This window comes from Chryseobacterium sp. JV558, from assembly GCF_033712365.1.
Taxonomy (GTDB): Bacteria; Bacteroidota; Bacteroidia; order Flavobacteriales; family Weeksellaceae; genus Chryseobacterium.
Genome location: NZ_WJHU01000001.1, coordinates 527948 through 547804, shown reverse-complemented (window position 1 = coordinate 547804; position 19857 = coordinate 527948). Strand labels below are relative to the sequence as shown.

The window sequence follows — 19857 nt, the reverse complement described above, 5'->3', positions numbered from 1 at the left end:
TAAAATTAATGTTTTTTTAACAATTACAAAATCGATTCTCTAATTCTTGTCAATTTTTGTAACAAATCTTCTAATAAATCTAATCTTAACATGTTGGCACCATCAGACAATGCGGTTTCCGGTGTAGGGTGTGTTTCAATGAAAATTCCATCTGCACCTACAGCAATTCCTGCTTTGGCAACAGTTTCAATAAGGTCTGGTCTTCCTCCTGTAACCCCGGAGCTTTGGTTAGGCTGCTGTAACGAGTGTGTAACATCCAAAATCACAGGAGCATATTCTCTCATGGTAGGAATTCCTCTATAATCTACGATCAGGTCTGTATATCCAAAAGAATTTCCTCTTTCAATGATGGCTACCTTCGGATTATCAGAATCCGTCACCTTCTGAACCGCAAACTTCATTGCTTCTGGTGAAAGGAACTGCCCTTTTTTCAAAGACACACATTTTCCTGTTTTAGCGGCTGCAATTAATAAATCAGTCTGACGTACAAGGAATGCTGGAATCTGCAGAACATCTACATATTGTGCTGCCAACGCTGCATGCTCATTTTCATGAATATCCGTTGTGGTAGGAATATTAAACGTCTCTCCTACTTTTTTAAGGATTTCAAGAGATTTTTCTTCCCCAATGGTTGTGAAAGAATCTACACGGCTTCTGTTTGCCTTTTTGAAACTTCCTTTGAAAATATAGGGAATATTATATTTATCTGTAATGTTGATTACTTTTTCAGCAATTCTTAATGCCATATCTTCCCCTTCAATAATACAAGGTCCGGCAATAAGGAAAAAGTTTTTTGAATCTTTGTGCGAAATATTATCTAAATACTGAATCATTTTGTTGTAATTAAAAAGTTCAGTAAAAATACTGAGAAAGTTTCACAAATGGAAATTATTTGGTTGCTTTAACAGGCTATGGTTGCAATAGTTTTTAACTCTTTTGGATTTTTGATTATTAATTGATAGATGCTTCGACAGGCTCAGCATGACAACTCTAATACTAGCTGTTTATATTAACGTGTACCTTACAATAGACAATATGGTAATCAAAAGAATCTTGAATTTCTTGTTATGAATTGACAGATGCTTCGACGGGCTCAGCATGACAACTCTAATACTAATTGTTTTTAAATAAGTGAATCAGAAGATAGCCATTTGGTAATCAAAAGAATATTGGTTTCTGATTATTAATTGACAGATGCTTCGACAGGCTCAGCATGACAACTCTAATACTAGCTGTTTTTATTAACGTGTACCTTACAATAGACAATATGTAATCAAAAGAATCTTGAATTTCCGGTTATGAATTGACGGATGCTTCGACAGACTCAGCATGACAGCCCTAATACTAGCTGTTTTATTAATGCTAAAATTATAATAAACAGTATAAACAAGCAATGTACAAACACGGCAAAGCCACATTACATTAGCGTCATTTTTTAGCGATGTCATGCTGAGCCTGTCGAAGCATCCATGATGATTTATTAGAATTTCTTCAGAATTTTCTCAAATGTATTTACATTCCTGCTGGTAAACTGATCTTTAAGACTTTTCTTTCCTAAAACTTTTCCAAAGGTAGAATCTAGGGTATTTCCTTTCGGAACCTGCCAATAAAATATATTATTGATAATCTGCGCCTTTTCATCTACTGTCTGGGCTGCTTTTTGAAACTCTTCCATCAAAACTTTTTCCACGCCCGGAATACCGACAAAACTATAAATATGAAAGTTTTCATTCTTTTCAAAAGGAATACTGTTCCAAAAAACCTCTGTCTCTGCCTGAGATTTTACAAACAGAAAAGCTTCATATGAAAAATGTTCAGACATCGCTTTTTCAAGAACGGTCTTTAAATCTTCCACACTTTTATCTGAAGAAAATACAATATTTCCGGAAGCCAATATTGAGCTCACGTCTTTCATACCGGCATCTTTAAAAACCTGGCAGACATCAGCCATTTTCATATTGGTTCCTTTTACGTTGACACCACGGAGAAAAGCACAGTATTTCATTTTTTTAGGGCTTAGGTTATAGGTTGCAGGTTTTAAGTTTTAAGTTTGAGAGTAAAAGAGTTAAGGAATTTTCATCTTTTAAATCTTTAAATGCTTAAATATTTCAATCTTTTAATCAACCCTAATGTACAAATTATAGTCTGTTCCGGAAGGTTTCAGATTGTAAATTTTCTCTAAAATCTTATTATCACTTTTCAGATGATCCTTTACTCTGAATTCCTTCAAAAGTCTGTAATGGGTTTGATAATATAAGGAATTCGCATTGTTGCCTTCATATAGATTTTGGTAAGAAAGAAGATATTTCGGTTTTCTAGTCTTTACAGTATTGATCCAGTAATTTACCTTATCCTTTTTAATCTCCTCCTGAATCTGTTTATCTACCAATCCAACCTCATCAATTGTTTTTAATCCTGAAAAATAAGGTACATAACCAGCCGGTTCCAGTAAGATCCATTGATTTTTGTCTTTTTCATATTGATTTAAAAAGGTACCAATTGTTCTGCGGTAGTTCCACTCTCCATTTCCTGTTGCAATACAGTGAACGGTCTGGAAAACCAACATCGGGAAAATATAAAATACAATAAGTAATGACAGCCATAGATTTCTCTTCTCTTTTTGCTCCAACACGAAAATAAGAACCGGAACGAAAAGCAAAATCTGCGGTACCCAGTAATACCAGTCAAACAAGCTCTTTTGAGAAATAAAAACCATCTGTTTTGCCCATCCAAAGATAAAGATCATCCATAAAAAATAGTTTCTCTTCTCTCTTTGTCTGATCAGATAAATAAAGCAAAGCAGTTCAAAGATTAATACCACAACCGTCACAGGATTAAAATCTCCCGGAAGTTTCAGCATTCCCCAAAAGTTTCCAAAACTCTTGAAAAAGTAGCCGATATGCTGCTGGATCGTAAAGTTCTCACTGTAAAGTAGTTTTTTCGCAGTAATGGTATTATTAACCAATTCACCAAAGTAAAACCAGTTGAAAGCAACTGTTGATAAAACACCCAGAATGCCTCCAAAAATATAATTCCATTTGATTTTTCTGTTCCAGAAAAGATCTACAAGAAATACAATTCCCAGGAATATCACGGTATCAATTCTGGTAAACATAATTAACACCGGAAGAAGTGTCAGGACCCATTTTTTTCCTTTATGGAAGCCATAATACAGCAATGCCATTTCCAAGAAAAACAGGATACCATACTCCATTCCAAGGATTGAAATTTTAATGGCTGGTGGTAAAATACCGATCAAAAATATAAAGATTGCTTTATGCCACGGGTTTTTAAGAACCAAATGGGAAAGCAATAAAGTTCCTATGGTAAACAGTATAGAATTAAAAATCAAAAGAGGTTCAATAAAGTTTTCTTTGCCAAAAACAAGATTGAAAAGGTAAGATACAAAAACATACAAATGGGTGGTAGATGCAGAAATTTTAGCATCTCCATTGAATCCAATTACTCCATAATCCAGTAGATTCTGAGCTACCCTCCAGGTAATAAATGCATCCTCCTGAATATAGTGTGTCAGTAAAAAAAGAAGTTTAAAAAGAACCGTAACAATTACGGCATAGATTGGGAATTTGCGATTTTGTGTTTCGGACATTATGTATTTTTACTTTCACAAATATAGCCTTAATATTCAGGAATCCCAATAATAAAAAAACGGGACCGAAGTCCCGTTTTAAGTATTTTATTTAGTTGCTTTGATAATCGCAGTAGTAATCTGATTTTCTTTTTCTTTTGAATAAGTAGAATCATAAGGTTCCATGACATCAAATAAATATTGATAGAATGGCGTGATCTGCTGTACATTTTCAGACTCTTTCATCGCCTTCTCTTTGCCCATTTCCTGAAGATCTTTGACAAATACATTGAACTTCTTATCAATCGGCTCTATGGATTTTACCAGATAAGCATATGCTTTTTCTTTCTGGCCAATCTTCGTGTAAGCATCGGTTACCGCAGCTACTACAAGAGAATATTCCATAGGTTTTGTTCTCATTTGTCTTCTCAGGTAGCTTTGATCTGCTTTGGAAAGGCTTAAGTAATAATCGTATTCTTCAAAGATTCCTTTTTTAAGAACCTCAGCAATCTGAAGACCTTTCTGCTCCTGACCTGCAATAATGTATCCTGATACTATTGAGCTTAATGAACGAGGGTCGTTATATTTCTCAGCAGGAATTTCTTTTGCTGCAAGATCCAGAATTTCTAATGCTTTAGCTTTTTGTCCGCTCAATGCAAGTGCTGATGCAGCTCTGCTTGCAGACATTCTGTAGCTGATGATATTGGAAGTAGCCGTTTCATCAAAGTGAGCATTTAAGTTTTTGAAGTTCCCCCATCTGAAGTTTTTCACTACATTATAAAGAGAATTCGTATCTACTCTTCCCATATCTCCATCAGCCGTCGGAGGTGTTTGGATAGGGATTAATCTGTAACTGAATCCGTCAAACTGAAGGTAATCGTTCAGATAGAAAATATTTTCACTGTCATAGATACCTCCTGATGAGAAGTTGATTGGACGCTTCCAGTCGAAGTTCGCTAAAAGATCCATCAAAATCAGATTGTTTTTATACAATGTATTTCCTTTGTAAGTAATCATAATCTGATTAGCTACATTCGGAAGGTCTTCTTTGTTGATGATTCCCGCTTTTAAAGCATTTTCCTTGTTCACAGGAAGAATAAATTTGTTTACAGGAAGGATATTGTATTTTTCGAATTTCTCTTCTCCGAAGTACATTTTCAATAATTCATCTTTTTCAGGAGATTTAACTTTAATGAAATTGATCGCTTCTTTCAAGGTTAAAGAATCCTGAGTAAGATACTTTCTGAAAGACTGGAATTCTGTTTCAGGAGCTCCCTGCTCTTTCAGCATAGAGAAAACACCTTCCCAATCTTCTTTCTTCATCATATAGATCTGATCATTTACACCATCTCTGTAATCTTCATGGGTCAGCTCACTAGGGATTCCCATAGCGTTGTAAGTTCTCCTCTTGATCTGATCAAGGTTCCAAGGTGTTGAAGCAAGGGTAAAGTTCACTACCTTCACATCATCTCTGAATCTTTCTGTTTCCTGAATCGCCCAAACCGGGTAAGTATCATTATCTCCGTAAACGAAAAGGATATCGTTTTTCGGTAAAGATTTTAAAACTGAATACGCATAATCGTAAGCGGTATATCTGTTGCTTCTGTCATGAACATTGTAGTTCTGGAAGCCCATCATGAAAGGAACTCCTAATAAAACCACACCTAGAGCAATATTAGCTCCGTTTGATTTTATCTTAGACTGTAAGAACCATAAAATAGCTCCTGCTCCCATACCAATCCAGATCGCAAATGCGTAGAATGAGCCTACCATTGCATAATCTCTTTCTCTTGGTTCAAAAGGTTTTACCCCTGTATAGAAAACAATCCCTACACTTGTTAAAATAAATAAAGATAACAACGCATAGAATCTTCCGAAGTCTCTGTTCAATTGGAAAAAGAATCCAATAAGACCTAAAATTAATGGCAGGAAGAAGAATTTTACCGTACTTTCATTCTTGAATTTAGCAGGCATTTTATCCTGATTTCCTACGTTTACATTATCTATAAAAGGAATCCCGGAAATCCAGTTTCCTTTTGTGCTTTCCATGTTTCCTTCAAGGTCATTCTGTCTTCCTACATAGTTCCACATCAGATATCTTACAAAGTAATATCCGTTCTGAAAAGAAATGAAATACTCCATATTCTGAAGGAATGAAGGCTTCTGAACATTGATAAGGTTATAAGGTTTTACTTTCAGATAATCTGCAGCTGTGATTGACTTGTCTTCATATTTCGCTCTCAGCTCGTCAAAAATCTGTTTAGCCTGTGGATTGTCTGCTACATCTTCATTTCCATAATTGAATGTAAAATCAGGGGCACCATACATTGAAATATAGTTAGCCATTACATCCTTATCCTCATTAAACATTCTTGGCATTAAGCTTACCTGAGATTTGCTGAAGACATAGTTGAAACGGTCTCCTGTCTTTCTGTACGTTCCGGTTTTCTCGTCTTTTTCATAGATCTCACCGGTTTTTTGTGTCTTAAAGCTTCCGTCTTCATTCTTTTCAATTCCGTTAGCATCAAGGAACGCTGTATAATTCTGTCCGTAGATCGTTGGCCAGTCACCATACTGCTCTCTGTTATAATAATCCAACATACCAATTGCAGTATCGGGGTCATTAAGGTTCATCGGCGGGTTAGCATTCGCTCTGATAGGAATAACCATCCAGCAAGAGAATCCGATCATCATGAAAACCACAGATAAAGCTGCTGTCTGATAGATGTTCTTCTTTGCTTTTCTTGCATATTTGATTAAGAAATAGCAGATCGCAATCATTAAAACAAAAGCGACAATTGTTCCTGAGTGGAACGGAAGTCCAAGACCGTTTACGAAGAAAATCTCAAGTCTTCCGAACATCGTCATAATTAAAGGGAAGATAATTTTGAAAACAATAATCAAAATCCCCAGTGTAATAAGGTTTGCCCAGATAAAGTTTTTCCAGGTAAACTTATAGTTTCTTGCATAATATACCAGACATACTGCAGGGATTGCCAGCATACCCATCATATGCACACCTACAGAAAGTCCTAAAACGAAGAAAATAAGAATAATCCATCTTTCACTGTCTCCTGCTTTATACTCATTTTCCCATTTGGTGATTAACCAGACCAAAAGCGCAATAAACATAGAAGCCATAGAATAAACCTCTCCTTCTACTGCAGAGAACCAGAATGTATCTGAGAAGGTAAAGCAAAGTGCTCCTACTGCTCCTGCAAATAAAATAGAGATTTCCTGATGTTTTGTAATTTCTTCAAAATCTTTGTTTAAAAGTCTTCTCACAAAGTGTGTGATCGTCCAGAACAAAAATAAAATAGTCAGCGCACTGAACAATGCAGACATCGCGTTGATCACGATGGAATAATTTTCGCCTTTCCCTAATGCAAAAATGGCTGCCACGGCACCCACTATCTGGAATAAAGCAGCTCCGGGAGCGTGCGTTACTTCAAGTTTTACTGCAGAAGAAATGTACTCGCCACAATCCCAAAAACTGAAATTGGGTTCTATGGTGGACAAGTACGTGAAAAAAGCAATAACGAAAATCACCCATCCTAAAACGGTGTTCCATTGCCTAAAAGTCCAATTTTTCATAGTATTAAATCAATTATGCGAAAATAAGGCTTTTATCTTATTTTATGCGGGTTTTAACAAAATTTAAAAATTTTGGCGTAGTATTTGCGAATATAGACCTGTCAAAACTGTAAATAAGAAAATAAGTTTTATAAAACTAAGCCCTAGAAATCAAACAAAAGTTTAGTAATTATTTATTTTTTTGTATTTTTGCAGTCAGATTTTTATTGAAAATAACAAATAATGAGTAATGTTTACGATAATATTCTTGGCCTAATAGGAGAAACTCCTATGGTGAAGCTAAATACTGTTACAAAAGATATTCCAGCAACCGTTTACGCCAAGTTAGAATCATATAATCCTGGACATTCCACCAAAGACCGAATCGCACTTCATATTATAGAGAACGCAGAGAAAAAAGGCCTTTTAAAAGAAGACTCTGTAGTTGTAGAAACTACATCCGGTAATACTGGGTTTTCTATCGCAATGGTATGTATCATTAAGGGATATAAATGTATTCTTGCAGTAAGTGATAAAACAAAACCTGAGAAGATTGCTTATCTGAAAGCATTGGGTGCTACGGTGTATATATGCCCGGCCAATGTACCGGCGGATGACCCAAGATCGTACTATGAAGTAGCTAAAAGAATCGCCCAGGAAACTCCTAATTCTATTTACATCAATCAATATTTTAACGAGCTGAATATTGATGCGCACTATCAGACTACAGGTCCCGAGATCTGGGAACAGACGGAAGGTAAGATCACTCACCTTTTTGCCTGCACCGGAACCGGAGGTACGCTATCGGGTTCAGCAAAGTTTTTGAAAGAGAAAAACCCTGATATCAAGATTATCGGAGTAGATGCAGATGGCTCTATACTTAAAAGCTATCACGAGACAGGAGAAATTCACAAAGAAGATGTACATCCTTATCAGATTGAGGGAATGGGTAAAAACCTTATCCCTGCTGCCCTGCTTTTCGACAAGGTGGATGAATTTGTAAGGGTAAATGATGAAATGTCGGCGTACAGAACCCGAGAAATTGCTTTGAAAGAAGCCATTATGGGAGGTTATACTACCGGAGCTGTCACACAAGGTCTGATGCAGTATGCACAGTCTCATGAACTGACAGAAAATGACATGGTTGTTTTAATATATCCTGACCACGGTTCAAGATACATCACTAAAGTATACAGTGATCAATGGATGGCCGAGCAGGGATTTGTCAACAACTGTGTTCACAATTATGACGAAGTTTTCAAAACTGAGTTCATCAAATAAAAAACGAATAAAATCACGATACAAATAAAGCCTTTTGCGTGTTATACAAAAAAGGCTTTTTACTTAAAAATTACGATACAATGTTGGATATTTTTGAAAGAATAAAAGAAAATCCAGGACCACTTGGACAATTTGCAGATTATGGTGAAGGCTATTTTATTTTCCCAAGATTAGAGGGACCTATTGGCCCTAGAATGCAATTTCAGGGTAGAGAAGTAATTTTCTGGAGTGCCAATGACTATTTAGGACTGTGTAATCATCCTGAAGTAATAGAAGCGGATGCAAAAGCGGCTGCAGAATATGGAATGTTCTATCCAATGGGGGCAAGAGCGATGTCTGGAGAAACAGATCAGCACCTTCAGCTGGAAAGAGAATTGGCAGACTTTGTAAAAAAAGAATCAGCATACTTATTGAACTTCGGTTATCAGGGAATGGTTTCTACCATTGATGCTTTGGTGAGCAGAAATGATGTAATTGTTTACGATATGGATTCTCATGCCTGCATCGTGGATGGAGTAAGACTTCACGCCGGTAAAAGGTTTACCTATAAGCACAACGATATGGCAAGTCTTGAGAAAAACCTTCAGAGAGCAACTAAGGTAGCTGAAGAAACAGGAGGAGGTATTCTTGTTATTACAGAAGGTGTTTTCGGAATGAGAGGCCAGCAGGGAAAAATCAAAGAAATCTGCGATCTTAAATCAAAATACCAGTTCAGACTATTGGTAGATGATGCACATGGTTTTGGGACACTTGGTAAAACAGGTGCCGGTGTAGGTGAAGAGCAGGACTGTAATGATCAGATTGATGTATACTTCTCTACGTTTGCTAAATCAATGGCTGGTTTCGGAGCATTCCTTGCGGGTGACAAAGAAATCATCAGATATCTGAAATTCAACCTTAGATCACAAATCTTCGCAAAATCTCTTACAATGCCAATGGTAATCGGAGGATTAAAAAGATTGGAGCTACTGAGATCAAAGCCTGAGATCAAAGCTAAACTTTGGGAGAATGTTTACAAACTACAAAACGGACTTACAGAAAGAGGATTCAATATTGGAGATACCAACACTTGTGTAACTCCGGTAATGATGCAGGGAACTCCGGTAGAAGCAACTCTATTAGTAAAAGACTTAAGAGAGAATTACGGTATTTTCACCTCTGTAGTGGTATATCCGGTAATTCCGAAGGGTATGATTCTTTTAAGATTAATTCCTACCGCTTCCCATACGGATGCTGAGATTAATGAAACTCTGGCCGCATTTGAAGCAATTCATGATAAATTAGTAAGTGGTTACTATAAAGAGCAGGAACAAAAATTACTGCAGGAACAAGGATTAAGTTTTAAACCGATTTAATTCATAAAAATAAAAAAACCACTGATTGATTCAGTGGTTTTTTGTTAAATAACGATAACAACTCATGAAACTTAGAGGTTACACATTGGGGGTTTTGTCAGCTGTTTCATATGGGCTGATTCCGATTTTTATTCTGCCTATCAAGCAGGTGCATTTTTCATTGGATATTACTCTGTTCTATAGATTTTTCTTTTCAACCTTAATGGTTGGAGGATATTTGCTGTATTCCAAAGAAAGTTTTAAAATCAATAAAAAAGAAGCGTTAATCCTGGCCATACTTGGAATCTGCTATGCCCTTTCTTCGGAGTTTCTGTTTTTAGGGTATGATTTCCTTACTGCCGGAATTGCTTCTACCGTCTTATTTATATATCCGGTTATCGTAGCCTTGATTATGTTTTTCTTCTACAAAGAAAGGCTTACCAGACTATCAGTTGTTTCTTTGCTGCTTGCTTTTACCGGAGTCATTATTTTATGCTTAAAAGGAAACGGATTGGGAATTAATTTTACAGGACTGGGAATTGTCATGCTCAGTTCATTGTTCTATGCACTGTATATGGTTATCGTTAACAAATCGAATATGAAGGTTTCCGGATTTAAGCTTACCTTCTACTCTATGGTTTTCACATCTATGTTCTTTATGAGCAAAGCTGTGGCAGCTAATGAGTCTTTTGCAATTCATTCAGTAGAAATATTCCTTAACTTCCTTATTTTTGCACTCCTCACTACAGTGATCTCCAGCCTTTGTCTCGTTTATGCAATCAAATATATCGGATCGACTCCCGTATCTATTTTAGGCGCTCTGGAACCGGTAGTTGCCGTACTGATCAGTGTATTGATATTCCATGAAAAGTTTACCAATAACTTACTGATTGGGATTACCCTTATTTTGCTGGGAGTTACTCTAAATGTCATTACAGACCGTAAAAATCTGAATCACGCATAAAGTATTCTCATCTGTGAAGCCTGCTTAGGTCTTACTACTGCTTATAACACTGTTTTTCTTGATACAAATAAGATCAAATTATCAATTAAAAAAGTACTTATCCGTATCTTTTTGTCTGATTTGAAAAATATTAAAAAATAAGGCCGTCTCTCTGGCATAAAAAAATTTATCTGACTATATTGCAATGGTCTATTGATGGGCATTCCCTCCTATAGTAGATCAATGCATTTAGTTTAAAAGCCGATGAAAGAATTACAAAAAATCACCAAAGATCAATTATACAACAGACTTAAAGAAAAATCCGAAAACCTATATACCATAGCTCATGAAGCCCTGGAGAACAATTTCTTCAACGAAAGCTCTTTAGATGAAGAAAGTCTTGCTGAGTTTCTCGAAATGCTGGATGATGAGACAGCAGATAAAATAAAAGATGCTTCACTTCACATTAATAATGAAGGTGATGCTCCTGAGATTGTCCTTATAGAGAACGAAAACACTACTTCTCTTGAATTGATTACTGAAGAAGGTGAAGGCTATAAAATCATTCTCATAGAAGATGATATTCATTTGTCCAAAACACTTTTTGTTGAAGACTATATTGTTCTCATTGCAACAGGCAATATACAGGCAGAAAATATTATCATCAACGGTTCACTTTACTGTTTCGGAAATGTTACCAGCAAAGTATTATTCGGAGCATCAGGCAATGATAATGAAACGTACATCGGTGGAAGTATTATGACTTCTCTTATTGCAGAAAACGGACATTATACTGTTGCTGAAGGAAATATATATTCCAGATATTTAATTAGTTTTCATAACGAAATAACAGGAAAAACCGGAAAGTTTATCGAGAATATCAGCCTTGAAAAACCGAGTGAAATTGGATTACTGAGCCCCGAAATTCTTGACGAAGACGGATATTTTGATGAGGATTCTTTTTTAAGTTTTATCAATAATAACCCTCCGGATGCTTTGTTTGTGAAACCAACTAACTTATTTTGATACATCAATTATCCCAATAGGGATTCTTGCGAAAGATAAAGTAAGAATATTAGATCCATAGAAACAGATTATCATAAAGCAGAACTCTAAAGACTTTTAATCACTGTTTATAATCAGGAGAAAAAATTTTTTTCTAAAAAAACTTTAGAATAACTTTGCAAAAAATTTCTGTTGAAAGACCTGCTTCTTATTACTCCGCCTTTTACCCAACTTAATACTCCTTATCCTGCAACGGCTTATATTAAAGGATTTTTAAATACCAAAAATATTTCCGGTTATCAGGTAGATTTGGGGATTGATGTTATTTTGGAATTATTCTCAAAAGACGGAATTCAGAAGGTTTTCAGCAAAAAAACTGATCTTCAGGATACCTCTGAAAATTCTCAGAGAATCTATGCCTTAAGAGAAGAATATATCAAAACCATAGATCAGGTTATTCTGTTTTTACAGGACAAAACACCCACACTGGCAAGGCAGATCTGCAGTATGAATTTCCTTCCCGAAGCTTCCCGTTTCAACCAGCTGGATGATATGGAGTTTGCTTTTGGAAATATGGGTCTTCAGGATAAAGCCAAACATCTGGCGACCTTATATTTAGAAGACATCTCAGATTATATTGTTGAAAACGTTGATTCCGATTTTGGCTTCAGCAGATATGCAGAACGTCTCGGAAAAAGTGCTAATTCTTTTGATGAATTATATTCAAAATTATCTGGACATTCAACATTTATTGATGAATTTACTTTAAAAATTCTTCGTGAAAAAATAGAAACGGTTCAGCCGAAACTGGTTTGTTTTTCAATCCCTTTTCCCGGCAATCTCTACTCTGCTTTCAAATGTGCGCAATGGATCAAAAAGCATTATCCTCACATTAAAATTGCGATGGGCGGAGGTTTTCCCAATACCGAGCTAAGAGAAATTAAAGATCAGAGAGTTTTTGAATTTTTTGATTTTATTACTTTAGATGATGGTGAACTTCCTATTGAACTTCTCTACCAAAATTTAGAAATTTCCAATGGGGAAGGTGAATTTAAAAGAACTTTTCTCCTCGAAAATCAGGAAGTTGTTTATAAGAATAATTCTAAAAGACACGATTATAAACAGGCTGATGTCGGAACTCCGGATTATACGGATTTAAAACTGGATCAATATATTTCCGTTATCGAAATCGCCAATCCCATGCACAGTTTATGGAGTGACGGAAGATGGAATAAACTCACAATGGCTCATGGATGCTATTGGGGAAAATGTACGTTCTGTGATATTTCACTAGACTATATTAAAATCTACGAACCTATTTCTGCTAAAATCCTGGTAGACCGAATTGAAGAGCTGATCAAAACAACGGGTGAAACAGGATTCCATTTTGTGGATGAAGCTGCCCCGCCTGCCCTGATGAGAGAAGTTGCTTTGGAAATTCTCCGAAGAAATCTTGTTGTTACCTGGTGGACGAATATCCGTTTTGAAAAAAGCTTCACCCGTGATTTATGCTACCTCCTGAAACTTTCGGGATGTGTTGCTGTTTCCGGAGGTCTTGAAGTAGCCAGTGACCGATTGTTGAAATTAATTGACAAAGGAGTTTCTGTAGAACAGGTTGCCAATGTAACAAGAAATTTTACAGAAGCCGGAGTTATGGTGCATGCTTATCTGATGTATGGCTACCCTACCCAAACCGTTCAGGAAACAGTTGATTCTTTGGAAATGATTCGGCAGATGTTTGAAATGGGAATTCTTCAAAGTGGTTTTTGGCATCAGTTTGCTATGACTGCCCATTCGCCTGTTGGAATGAACCCCGAAGATTTTGGAGTAGTTCCGGTAAAACAAGAAATTCTTTTCGCCAATAACGATATAGACTTTCAGGATAAAACCGGAATTGATCATAACAAGTTCAGCTTCGGATTAAAGAAATCTTTGTTCAATTATATGCATGGAGTAAATTTTGAACTGCCGCTTCAGGAGTGGTTTGATTTTAAAATTCCGAGAACAACTATTCATCCGGATTACATTCACGACTCTCTTTTAGATGATGGTCAGTTTCAATTGAAGATCAACTCCAAAGTTGTCTTTCTGACGAAAAATGTAATCGCTGAGAATCGCGTAAAAAATAAAAAGAAATATTCTGGTACGTATACATTACTTACATTCCACTTAAAAACCAATATTGTGAAGGTTGAGCTGGAACAGGAAAAGGCAGAATGGTTGATGAATGTATTGGAGGATAATTCTATTGAAAATTCAAAAAAACCTACTATTCAACAACTTAAGACTCAATTTGAAGAGAGTTTTGAAGATTTTGAGCTATTCTGGTTCTCAAAACCGATCCAGCAATTGAAGGAAAATGGGGTGATTTTAAGTTTATAAAATTTTTCAGTTTTTTCTCAGGGATTTTCAACATAGCAAGATTTTTGTGAATTATTATTTTATAGATGAATAAGACCTGTTTCGATTGAATTATTATCTCTCGCAGATTTCAGTGAAAATTCAAAGAATTTTTAACGGGTGGTTAGTAAAGACTAATGAGGTTTCAATAAGTTTTGGCTAAAACCAAATGAAATATCATCCATAATAAAAAACGGGCTAAAGCCCGTTCCTACTGATATAATATAAAAAATATATTTCTTTAATTAGATTATTAATTAGCAGTTTCTTTTGATACAGTACCCACAGATACTTTTTCCTGTATTTTAATAAAATTAGGATCCATAATAGCCATTCGTTCAGCAAGTGCTTTATAGGTTGGGAATTTTAAGATAGAAGCTCTTCCTGACATTTCCTTATAAATTGTAAAAGACTTTCCACCTGCTGTTTTTAGCTGCTTTGTAGTCGTAATATATCTCCCGATAAGCTTACTTTTGGCATCATAGATCTCAATATCTATAGATGTTTTATCCATAATGGTATCTTCTGAACCGAAACTTACAGGCAGATTGGTAAAATATCCTACAGGAACGCCATTACTTAAGATCTCTCCTACTTTATTGACCTCAATATTCATCTTATCTATTTTCTTTCTGATAGTATAAGCGTCTTTGGTTTTACTGTCCAGCTTTCTTTTGGGAACATTTAAAAATATCTCATCAAGGTTTTTCACATTGACTCCTTTATTATCAATGATTTTAAGATCCTTAACCGAAGTAAAGACGGCTGACTTTTCTTCACCAGAGAATGCAGAAGGTGATGAATAATCAATTTCAATCGTTTTGTCCCTGTTATATACCCTATTAATACTGATATAGCTGTCGCGAACAGAATCAACGATACTTTTATCAATGAATTTTATGGTATACATCGGGGTCTCCTTCAGATCCATAAACGTATATTCGCTGGATTTGTTAGACAGTTTCGCTACCGGGATGCCGTCCAGATTGACAATTCCTCTCTTTGTTTTGATATTCTGAGCATGGAGGAAAACACCCAGAACTGTAAAGAATATGACTATGCCTCTCTTCATACAATCAGACTTTTACAAATAAAAAAAAGTGTAACACAAAGTTACACTTTCTTGAAAATATATTTAGCTTTTCATTTAATTATTCACAAAGGATAATTCCTTTATCATGATTAAATTCTACAACACCGCTTTTGATAGCATAAGCAAAAACAGAGTCTTTTCCAGCTTCTTTGGTAAAGTTTTTAGCAAAAGCCTCATCAATAGAATTGGCAAAAAGCTTTACATTACCTCCGATCAAAGAAGAAACAATTCCCGCGTGGTTTTTCATGATGTGAAATTCACCATTTTTTCCAGGCAACAATACTGAGTCTACTTCTCCTTCAAAAACTACGTATTCTGGTGTTAAAATTTTTATATTCATTTTAATTTAGATTTGAAGATTTCAGATTTCAGATTTCAGACAACCTTAAAGTCTCATGTCTGGTATCTTTTATCTTTATGTCTAATTATTAAGCGTTTTCAGCTAACATTTTTTGTCCTGCTTCGATAGCTTCTTCGATAGTCCCTTTCAAGTTGAAAGCAGCTTCTGGCAAGTGATCTAATTCACCATCCATAATCATTGTAAATCCTTTGATTGTATCTTTGATATCTACTAATGATCCTGGAATACCTGTAAACTGTTCTGCTACGTGGAAAGGTTGAGATAAGAATCTCTGAACTTTTCTTGCACGGTATACAACAGATTTATCTTCTTCAGAAAGTTCTTCCATACCAAGGATTGCGATGATATCCTGAAGAGCTTTGTATCTTTGAAGAATTTCTTTTACTCTTTGAGCACAGTCATAGTGTTCCTGACCGATAACTTCCGGAGCAAGGATTCTTGAAGTAGAAGCTAATGGATCTACCGCTGGGTAAATACCTAATGAAGCAATCTTTCTGTCAAGTACCGTAGTTGCATCCAAGTGAGCAAATGTAGTTGCAGGAGCCGGGTCAGTTAAGTCATCCGCAGGTACGTATACCGCTTGTACTGAAGTAATTGAACCATTTTTAGTTGAAGTAATTCTTTCCTGCATCGCACCCATTTCAGAAGCAAGAGTTGGTTGGTAACCTACCGCTGATGGCATACGACCAAGAAGTGCAGATACCTCAGAACCAGCCTGTGTAAAACGGAAGATGTTATCTACGAAGAAAAGTACATCTCTACCTTGTCCGCTTTCTCCACCGTCTCTGTAGTACTCAGCTAATGTAAGACCAGAAAGTGCTACTCTAGCTCTTGCACCTGGCGGCTCGTTCATCTGTCCGAAAACGAATGCAGCTTTAGATTCTTTCATAGCTTCTAAGTCTACTTTAGAAAGATCCCAACCTCCGTTTTCCATAGAGTGCATGAAATCATCACCATACTTGATAATACCTGATTCCAACATCTCTCTTAAAAGGTCATTTCCTTCTCTCGTTCTTTCACCTACTCCGGCGAAAACAGAAAGACCTCCGTGTCCTTTTGCAATATTGTTAATCAACTCCTGGATCAATACTGTTTTACCTACACCGGCACCACCGAACAAACCAATTTTACCTCCTTTTGCGTAAGGCTCAACTAAGTCGATTACTTTAATACCTGTAAATAAAACTTCTGCAGAAGTTGAAAGTTGATCAAATTTTGGAGCTGGTCTGTGAATTGGCAGACCACCTTCATTAGAAATATTTTGAAGTCCGTCGATAGCATCACCAACAACGTTGAATAGTCTTCCGTTTACAGCCTCTCCGATTGGCATCATAATAGGATTTCCGTATCCAATTACGTCCTGCCCTCTTTTAAGACCGTCAGTAGCGTCCATTGCGATACATCTTACTGTATCTTCGCCAATATGTTGTTCTACCTCTAAAACTACTTTTTCACCGTTTTCTTTTGTAATTTCTAACGCGTCATAGATTGATGGAACAGCTTCCACATCTGTGAAGACAACGTCGATTACCGGACCAATAATTTGAGAAATTTTACCTTTAATTTGGTTTGCCATTGCTAAATTTTTTCTTGGTGCAAATATAGTGATTCTTCATAAACCCGCAATTGGTAAAAAAAAGATTTTTATCATGCTTTTGAGAATAGATTATTTTAGTAATATACGGATAAAACAATGAAGCAGCACTGCAATAGTAAGGTTATAGGTATTACATCATTGTTATATTGATACATTGGCACATTATTTCTATATTTGCAGTCAAATTTTTCCGTTTTGAAAGTTTTCAAGAATTTTACAGATTATTCCTCACAGAAGCCTTTAGCATTGTCTTTAGGAATGTTTGACGGGGTACATCTCGGGCACAAGAGTATTATTGATGAACTGACTAAAGTAGGTACAGAGAACAATCTGGAAACAGCTATCCTTACTTTCTGGCCACATCCAAGGTTTGTTTTTAATCCTAATGAAGATTTAAAACTTCTGAATACATTAGAAGAAAAAAAGCAGCTGGTTGAGAAATATGGAGTTGATAATCTTTTTCTGAAGGAGTTTGATGAAGAATTCAGAAACCTTACTGGAGAAGAATTTGTACGTCAGATTTTAATTGATAAGCTCAACGTTAAATACCTTATTATAGGATACGACCATTCTTTCGGGAAAAACAAAAGTGGAAATTTTGAACTTCTTCAAAAATTATCCAAGGAACTTGATTTTGATGTTGAACAAATGGAAGCAATCAATATTCACGAAAATAATATCAGTTCTACAAAGGTACGTAATGCTCTTTTAACAGGAAATATCAAGGAGGCCAACGAAATGCTGGGATACTCCTACTCTGTTTCAGGAACGGTAGTTCATGGGAAGAAAATCGGGAGAACCATTGGATATCCCACCGCTAATATTGATACAGAAGCGATCAAGCTTTTACCAAAAAAAGGAGCCTATATTGTAGAAGTATTCGTGAAAGGCAATCTATATAAAGGAATGCTGAGTATTGGAACCAATCCTACAGTAAACGGGGAAAAACTTACCGTAGAAGTTTATATCCTTGATTTTGATGATGATATTTATGGTGAAAAAATTACGGTAAGCTTCAGAGATTTTCTTCATGAGGAAATCAAATTTGAAGGTCTTGAAAAACTGATTGAAAGACTGGATGAGGATAAAAAAATAACTCAGGAATATGATTTCAAGGAGTAATAATTTTGACTTTCTAAGGCTGGTTTTTGCAAGTCTTGTTATCATTACCCACTCCTACGCTCTGTCCGGAGCTCCCCAAGGTGATCCTTTATCACAGCTTACCAATGGCCAGATGGAATTTTCATACCTGGGAGTTCATGGTTTTTTTATTATATCCGGATATTTAATTTTTAAAAGTCTGCTGCGCTGCAAAGGTCTTTCTGATTTTTACTGGAAAAGACTTTTAAGACTTTTTCCTGCTTTAATAGTAGTCCTTTTTCTTACCGTTCTGCTGGCTCCGGCTGTTTATGAAAGTTCTGTTCCTTATTTGCAGAACAAATCTGTATACACCTATATTCCTCAAAACTTAACTTTATTCTTCCGCCAGAAAGGGATTGATGGAGTTTTCGAAAGCAACCCCTATAAAAACAGTATTAATGGAAGTTTATGGACCATCTGCTATGAATTTAGTATGTATGTCATGGTCTCATTACTGTTCTTTATCCGGAAAAAAAAAATTGTGAAAACTGTTGTAATTCTGTTATTTATATCAAGTTATATTTTAAGTATTTTTCAACCTTATTTTCTTCATGGGCTGTTTATGAAAATGGCATTGGGAAGTAATCACTTTTATAATCTGATGTGCTTTTTTGCAGGAGGAATGGTATTGACTTATCTGGATATCAAGAATAAAAGAACGGAGAACATCATCATTATACTTTCCTTTATTGTTCTTATTGTCAGCCTATATTTAAATATTTTCAAATATACCTGCTATATTACCCTGCCACTATTGGTCATTCTCATTGGTAAAAGTTCTACCCGATATCTCAATAAGGTTGGAGACACTATTGGAGATACATCTTACGGAATTTATATTTATTCTTTTCCCATACAGCAGGCGCTGATGTATTTTTATAAACTGAATACCCTTCCATTACTAATATTTTCCCTACCTCTCTCACTTCTGTTTGGATATATTTCCTGGCATCTGATCGAGAAGAAAGCGTTGGGATATAAAGATTTATTTGCTAAAAAGGCTATTCAGTGATGAATAGCCTTTTTATTTATTTTAATACTTTTAAGTAGATTTTCTGAGTTTCATTATTGAGTTCCACATTGGGAAACTGCTTATCGTAATCAATAAATACATCTCCTTTTTCATCAGCTTTCCCGTTTCCATCGGAGTCCCAGCTTATTGTTACATAATATTTTGCAGGCCCTGCAGGCTTTGGATTGATCTTGTTTTCAGCATCTTTTGGTACGGGCAGATCAATGGTGAACGGTACAGATTTCTGCTCATATTCTTTTTCTGTAATTAAAGTGGCAGGAGCATCTGCTAATTTTTCATCTGCTCCATACAAACTTACTTTAAGCTTTGGATTTTTAATCGTAAAATTCTCTGTCCCTGAAAATTCTATTTTAATATGATCAGAAGAGGTTTCTGAAGCTGAGACAGCAGGAGTTGGATTTTCAGCAGTACTTTTCTTTACCGGCTTGGTGCAGCTTGACAGCATCAATGTACCCGCTGCCACGAATAATAAAAGGTGGTTTCTCATTTGTTCTTTATTTTTATTACT

General features: G+C 35.8%; 15 protein-coding genes. 7 read left to right on the top strand and 8 right to left on the bottom strand.

Features of this window, described 5'->3' with window-relative positions:
* Window positions 1-23: 23 nt before the first annotated feature.
* From kdsA to GFU89_RS02570, 4 genes are all read right to left on the bottom strand, one after another.
* Entirely contained in the window at window positions 24-833 is an 810-nt protein-coding gene (kdsA, locus tag GFU89_RS02585) for a 3-deoxy-8-phosphooctulonate synthase (RefSeq protein WP_318845647.1), read from the bottom strand.
* 647 nt (window positions 834-1480) lie between these two features.
* A complete protein-coding gene (locus GFU89_RS02580) occupies window positions 1481-2005 on the bottom strand; it encodes a DUF1697 domain-containing protein (protein WP_318845646.1) in 525 nt (174 codons plus the stop codon).
* Between the two features lie 111 nt (window positions 2006-2116).
* Window positions 2117-3610, bottom strand: coding sequence for a hypothetical protein (locus GFU89_RS02575; RefSeq protein WP_318845645.1), 1494 nt, complete (start codon window positions 3608-3610; stop codon window positions 2117-2119).
* 87 nt (window positions 3611-3697) lie between these two features.
* Window positions 3698-7183, bottom strand: a complete 3486-nt coding sequence (locus GFU89_RS02570) for a DUF2723 domain-containing protein (RefSeq protein WP_318845644.1) — start codon at window positions 7181-7183, stop codon at window positions 3698-3700.
* A gap of 222 nt (window positions 7184-7405) precedes the next feature.
* Between GFU89_RS02570 and GFU89_RS02565 the strand changes: the two genes are divergently transcribed.
* From GFU89_RS02565 to GFU89_RS02545, 5 genes are all read left to right on the top strand, one after another.
* Window positions 7406-8443 (top strand): cysteine synthase family protein, encoded by a 1038-nt coding sequence (locus GFU89_RS02565; RefSeq protein ID WP_318845643.1) that lies wholly within the window; start codon window positions 7406-7408, stop codon window positions 8441-8443.
* A gap of 83 nt (window positions 8444-8526) precedes the next feature.
* A complete protein-coding gene (locus tag GFU89_RS02560) occupies window positions 8527-9798 on the top strand; it encodes a pyridoxal phosphate-dependent aminotransferase family protein (RefSeq protein WP_318846247.1) in 1272 nt (423 codons plus the stop codon).
* Window positions 9799-9862: 64 nt separating this feature from the next.
* Window positions 9863-10741 carry a DMT family transporter gene (locus tag GFU89_RS02555; RefSeq protein WP_318845642.1) on the top strand — a complete coding sequence of 293 codons (879 nt, stop codon included), beginning with the start codon at window positions 9863-9865 and terminating at the stop codon, window positions 10739-10741.
* A 243-nt stretch (window positions 10742-10984) separates the two neighbouring features.
* Window positions 10985-11746: a hypothetical protein gene (locus tag GFU89_RS02550; RefSeq protein WP_318845641.1), complete on the top strand. Its 762-nt coding sequence runs from the start codon at window positions 10985-10987 to the stop codon at window positions 11744-11746.
* Between the two features lie 171 nt (window positions 11747-11917).
* Window positions 11918-14107: a B12-binding domain-containing radical SAM protein gene (locus GFU89_RS02545; protein WP_318845640.1), complete on the top strand. Its 2190-nt coding sequence runs from the start codon at window positions 11918-11920 to the stop codon at window positions 14105-14107.
* 271 nt (window positions 14108-14378) lie between these two features.
* Here the strand turns inward: GFU89_RS02545 and GFU89_RS02540 are convergent, their stop codons facing one another.
* From GFU89_RS02540 to atpD, 3 genes are all read right to left on the bottom strand, one after another.
* Window positions 14379-15197 carry a hypothetical protein gene (locus GFU89_RS02540; protein WP_318845639.1) on the bottom strand — a complete coding sequence of 273 codons (819 nt, stop codon included), beginning with the start codon at window positions 15195-15197 and terminating at the stop codon, window positions 14379-14381.
* A gap of 79 nt (window positions 15198-15276) precedes the next feature.
* Window positions 15277-15558, bottom strand: a complete 282-nt coding sequence (locus GFU89_RS02535; protein ID WP_077417074.1) for a FoF1 ATP synthase subunit delta/epsilon — start codon at window positions 15556-15558, stop codon at window positions 15277-15279.
* Between the two features lie 88 nt (window positions 15559-15646).
* Complete coding sequence (atpD, locus tag GFU89_RS02530; RefSeq protein ID WP_318845638.1) at window positions 15647-17155, bottom strand: F0F1 ATP synthase subunit beta; 1509 nt, start codon at window positions 17153-17155, stop codon at window positions 15647-15649.
* A 216-nt stretch (window positions 17156-17371) separates the two neighbouring features.
* On the opposite strand from atpD, the gene GFU89_RS02525 reads away from it, so the two are divergent.
* Window positions 17372-18298, top strand: coding sequence for a bifunctional riboflavin kinase/FAD synthetase (locus tag GFU89_RS02525; RefSeq protein ID WP_318845637.1), 927 nt, complete (start codon window positions 17372-17374; stop codon window positions 18296-18298).
* A complete protein-coding gene (locus GFU89_RS02520; RefSeq protein ID WP_318845636.1) occupies window positions 18282-19328 on the top strand; it encodes an acyltransferase in 1047 nt (348 codons plus the stop codon). The genes GFU89_RS02525 and GFU89_RS02520 overlap by 17 nt, the downstream gene beginning before the upstream one ends.
* Before the next feature lie 16 nt (window positions 19329-19344).
* On the opposite strand, the gene GFU89_RS02515 is transcribed toward GFU89_RS02520, so the two are convergent.
* Window positions 19345-19836 (bottom strand): hypothetical protein, encoded by a 492-nt coding sequence (locus GFU89_RS02515; RefSeq protein ID WP_318845635.1) that lies wholly within the window; start codon window positions 19834-19836, stop codon window positions 19345-19347.
* Window positions 19837-19857 lie beyond the last annotated feature (21 nt).

Excerpts from the sequence above, each read along its gene's own strand:
- GFU89_RS02535 (WP_077417074.1), bottom strand. The coding sequence starts at position 15,558 with ATGAATATAAAAATTTTAACACCAGAATACGTAGTTTTTGAAGGAGAA.
- kdsA (WP_318845647.1), bottom strand. The coding sequence starts at position 833 with ATGATTCAGTATTTAGATAATATTTCGCACAAAGATTCAAAAAACTTT.
- GFU89_RS02580 (WP_318845646.1), bottom strand. The coding sequence starts at position 2,005 with ATGAAATACTGTGCTTTTCTCCGTGGTGTCAACGTAAAAGGAACCAAT.
- atpD (WP_318845638.1), bottom strand. The coding sequence starts at position 17,155 with ATGGCAAACCAAATTAAAGGTAAAATTTCTCAAATTATTGGTCCGGTA.
- GFU89_RS02515 (WP_318845635.1), bottom strand. The coding sequence starts at position 19,836 with ATGAGAAACCACCTTTTATTATTCGTGGCAGCGGGTACATTGATGCTG.
- GFU89_RS02555 (WP_318845642.1), top strand. The coding sequence starts at position 9,863 with ATGAAACTTAGAGGTTACACATTGGGGGTTTTGTCAGCTGTTTCATAT.
- GFU89_RS02520 (WP_318845636.1), top strand. The coding sequence starts at position 18,282 with ATGATTTCAAGGAGTAATAATTTTGACTTTCTAAGGCTGGTTTTTGCA.
- GFU89_RS02570 (WP_318845644.1), bottom strand. The coding sequence starts at position 7,183 with ATGAAAAATTGGACTTTTAGGCAATGGAACACCGTTTTAGGATGGGTG.
- GFU89_RS02540 (WP_318845639.1), bottom strand. The coding sequence starts at position 15,197 with ATGAAGAGAGGCATAGTCATATTCTTTACAGTTCTGGGTGTTTTCCTC.
- GFU89_RS02565 (WP_318845643.1), top strand. The coding sequence starts at position 7,406 with ATGAGTAATGTTTACGATAATATTCTTGGCCTAATAGGAGAAACTCCT.
- GFU89_RS02575 (WP_318845645.1), bottom strand. The coding sequence starts at position 3,610 with ATGTCCGAAACACAAAATCGCAAATTCCCAATCTATGCCGTAATTGTT.
- GFU89_RS02550 (WP_318845641.1), top strand. The coding sequence starts at position 10,985 with ATGAAAGAATTACAAAAAATCACCAAAGATCAATTATACAACAGACTT.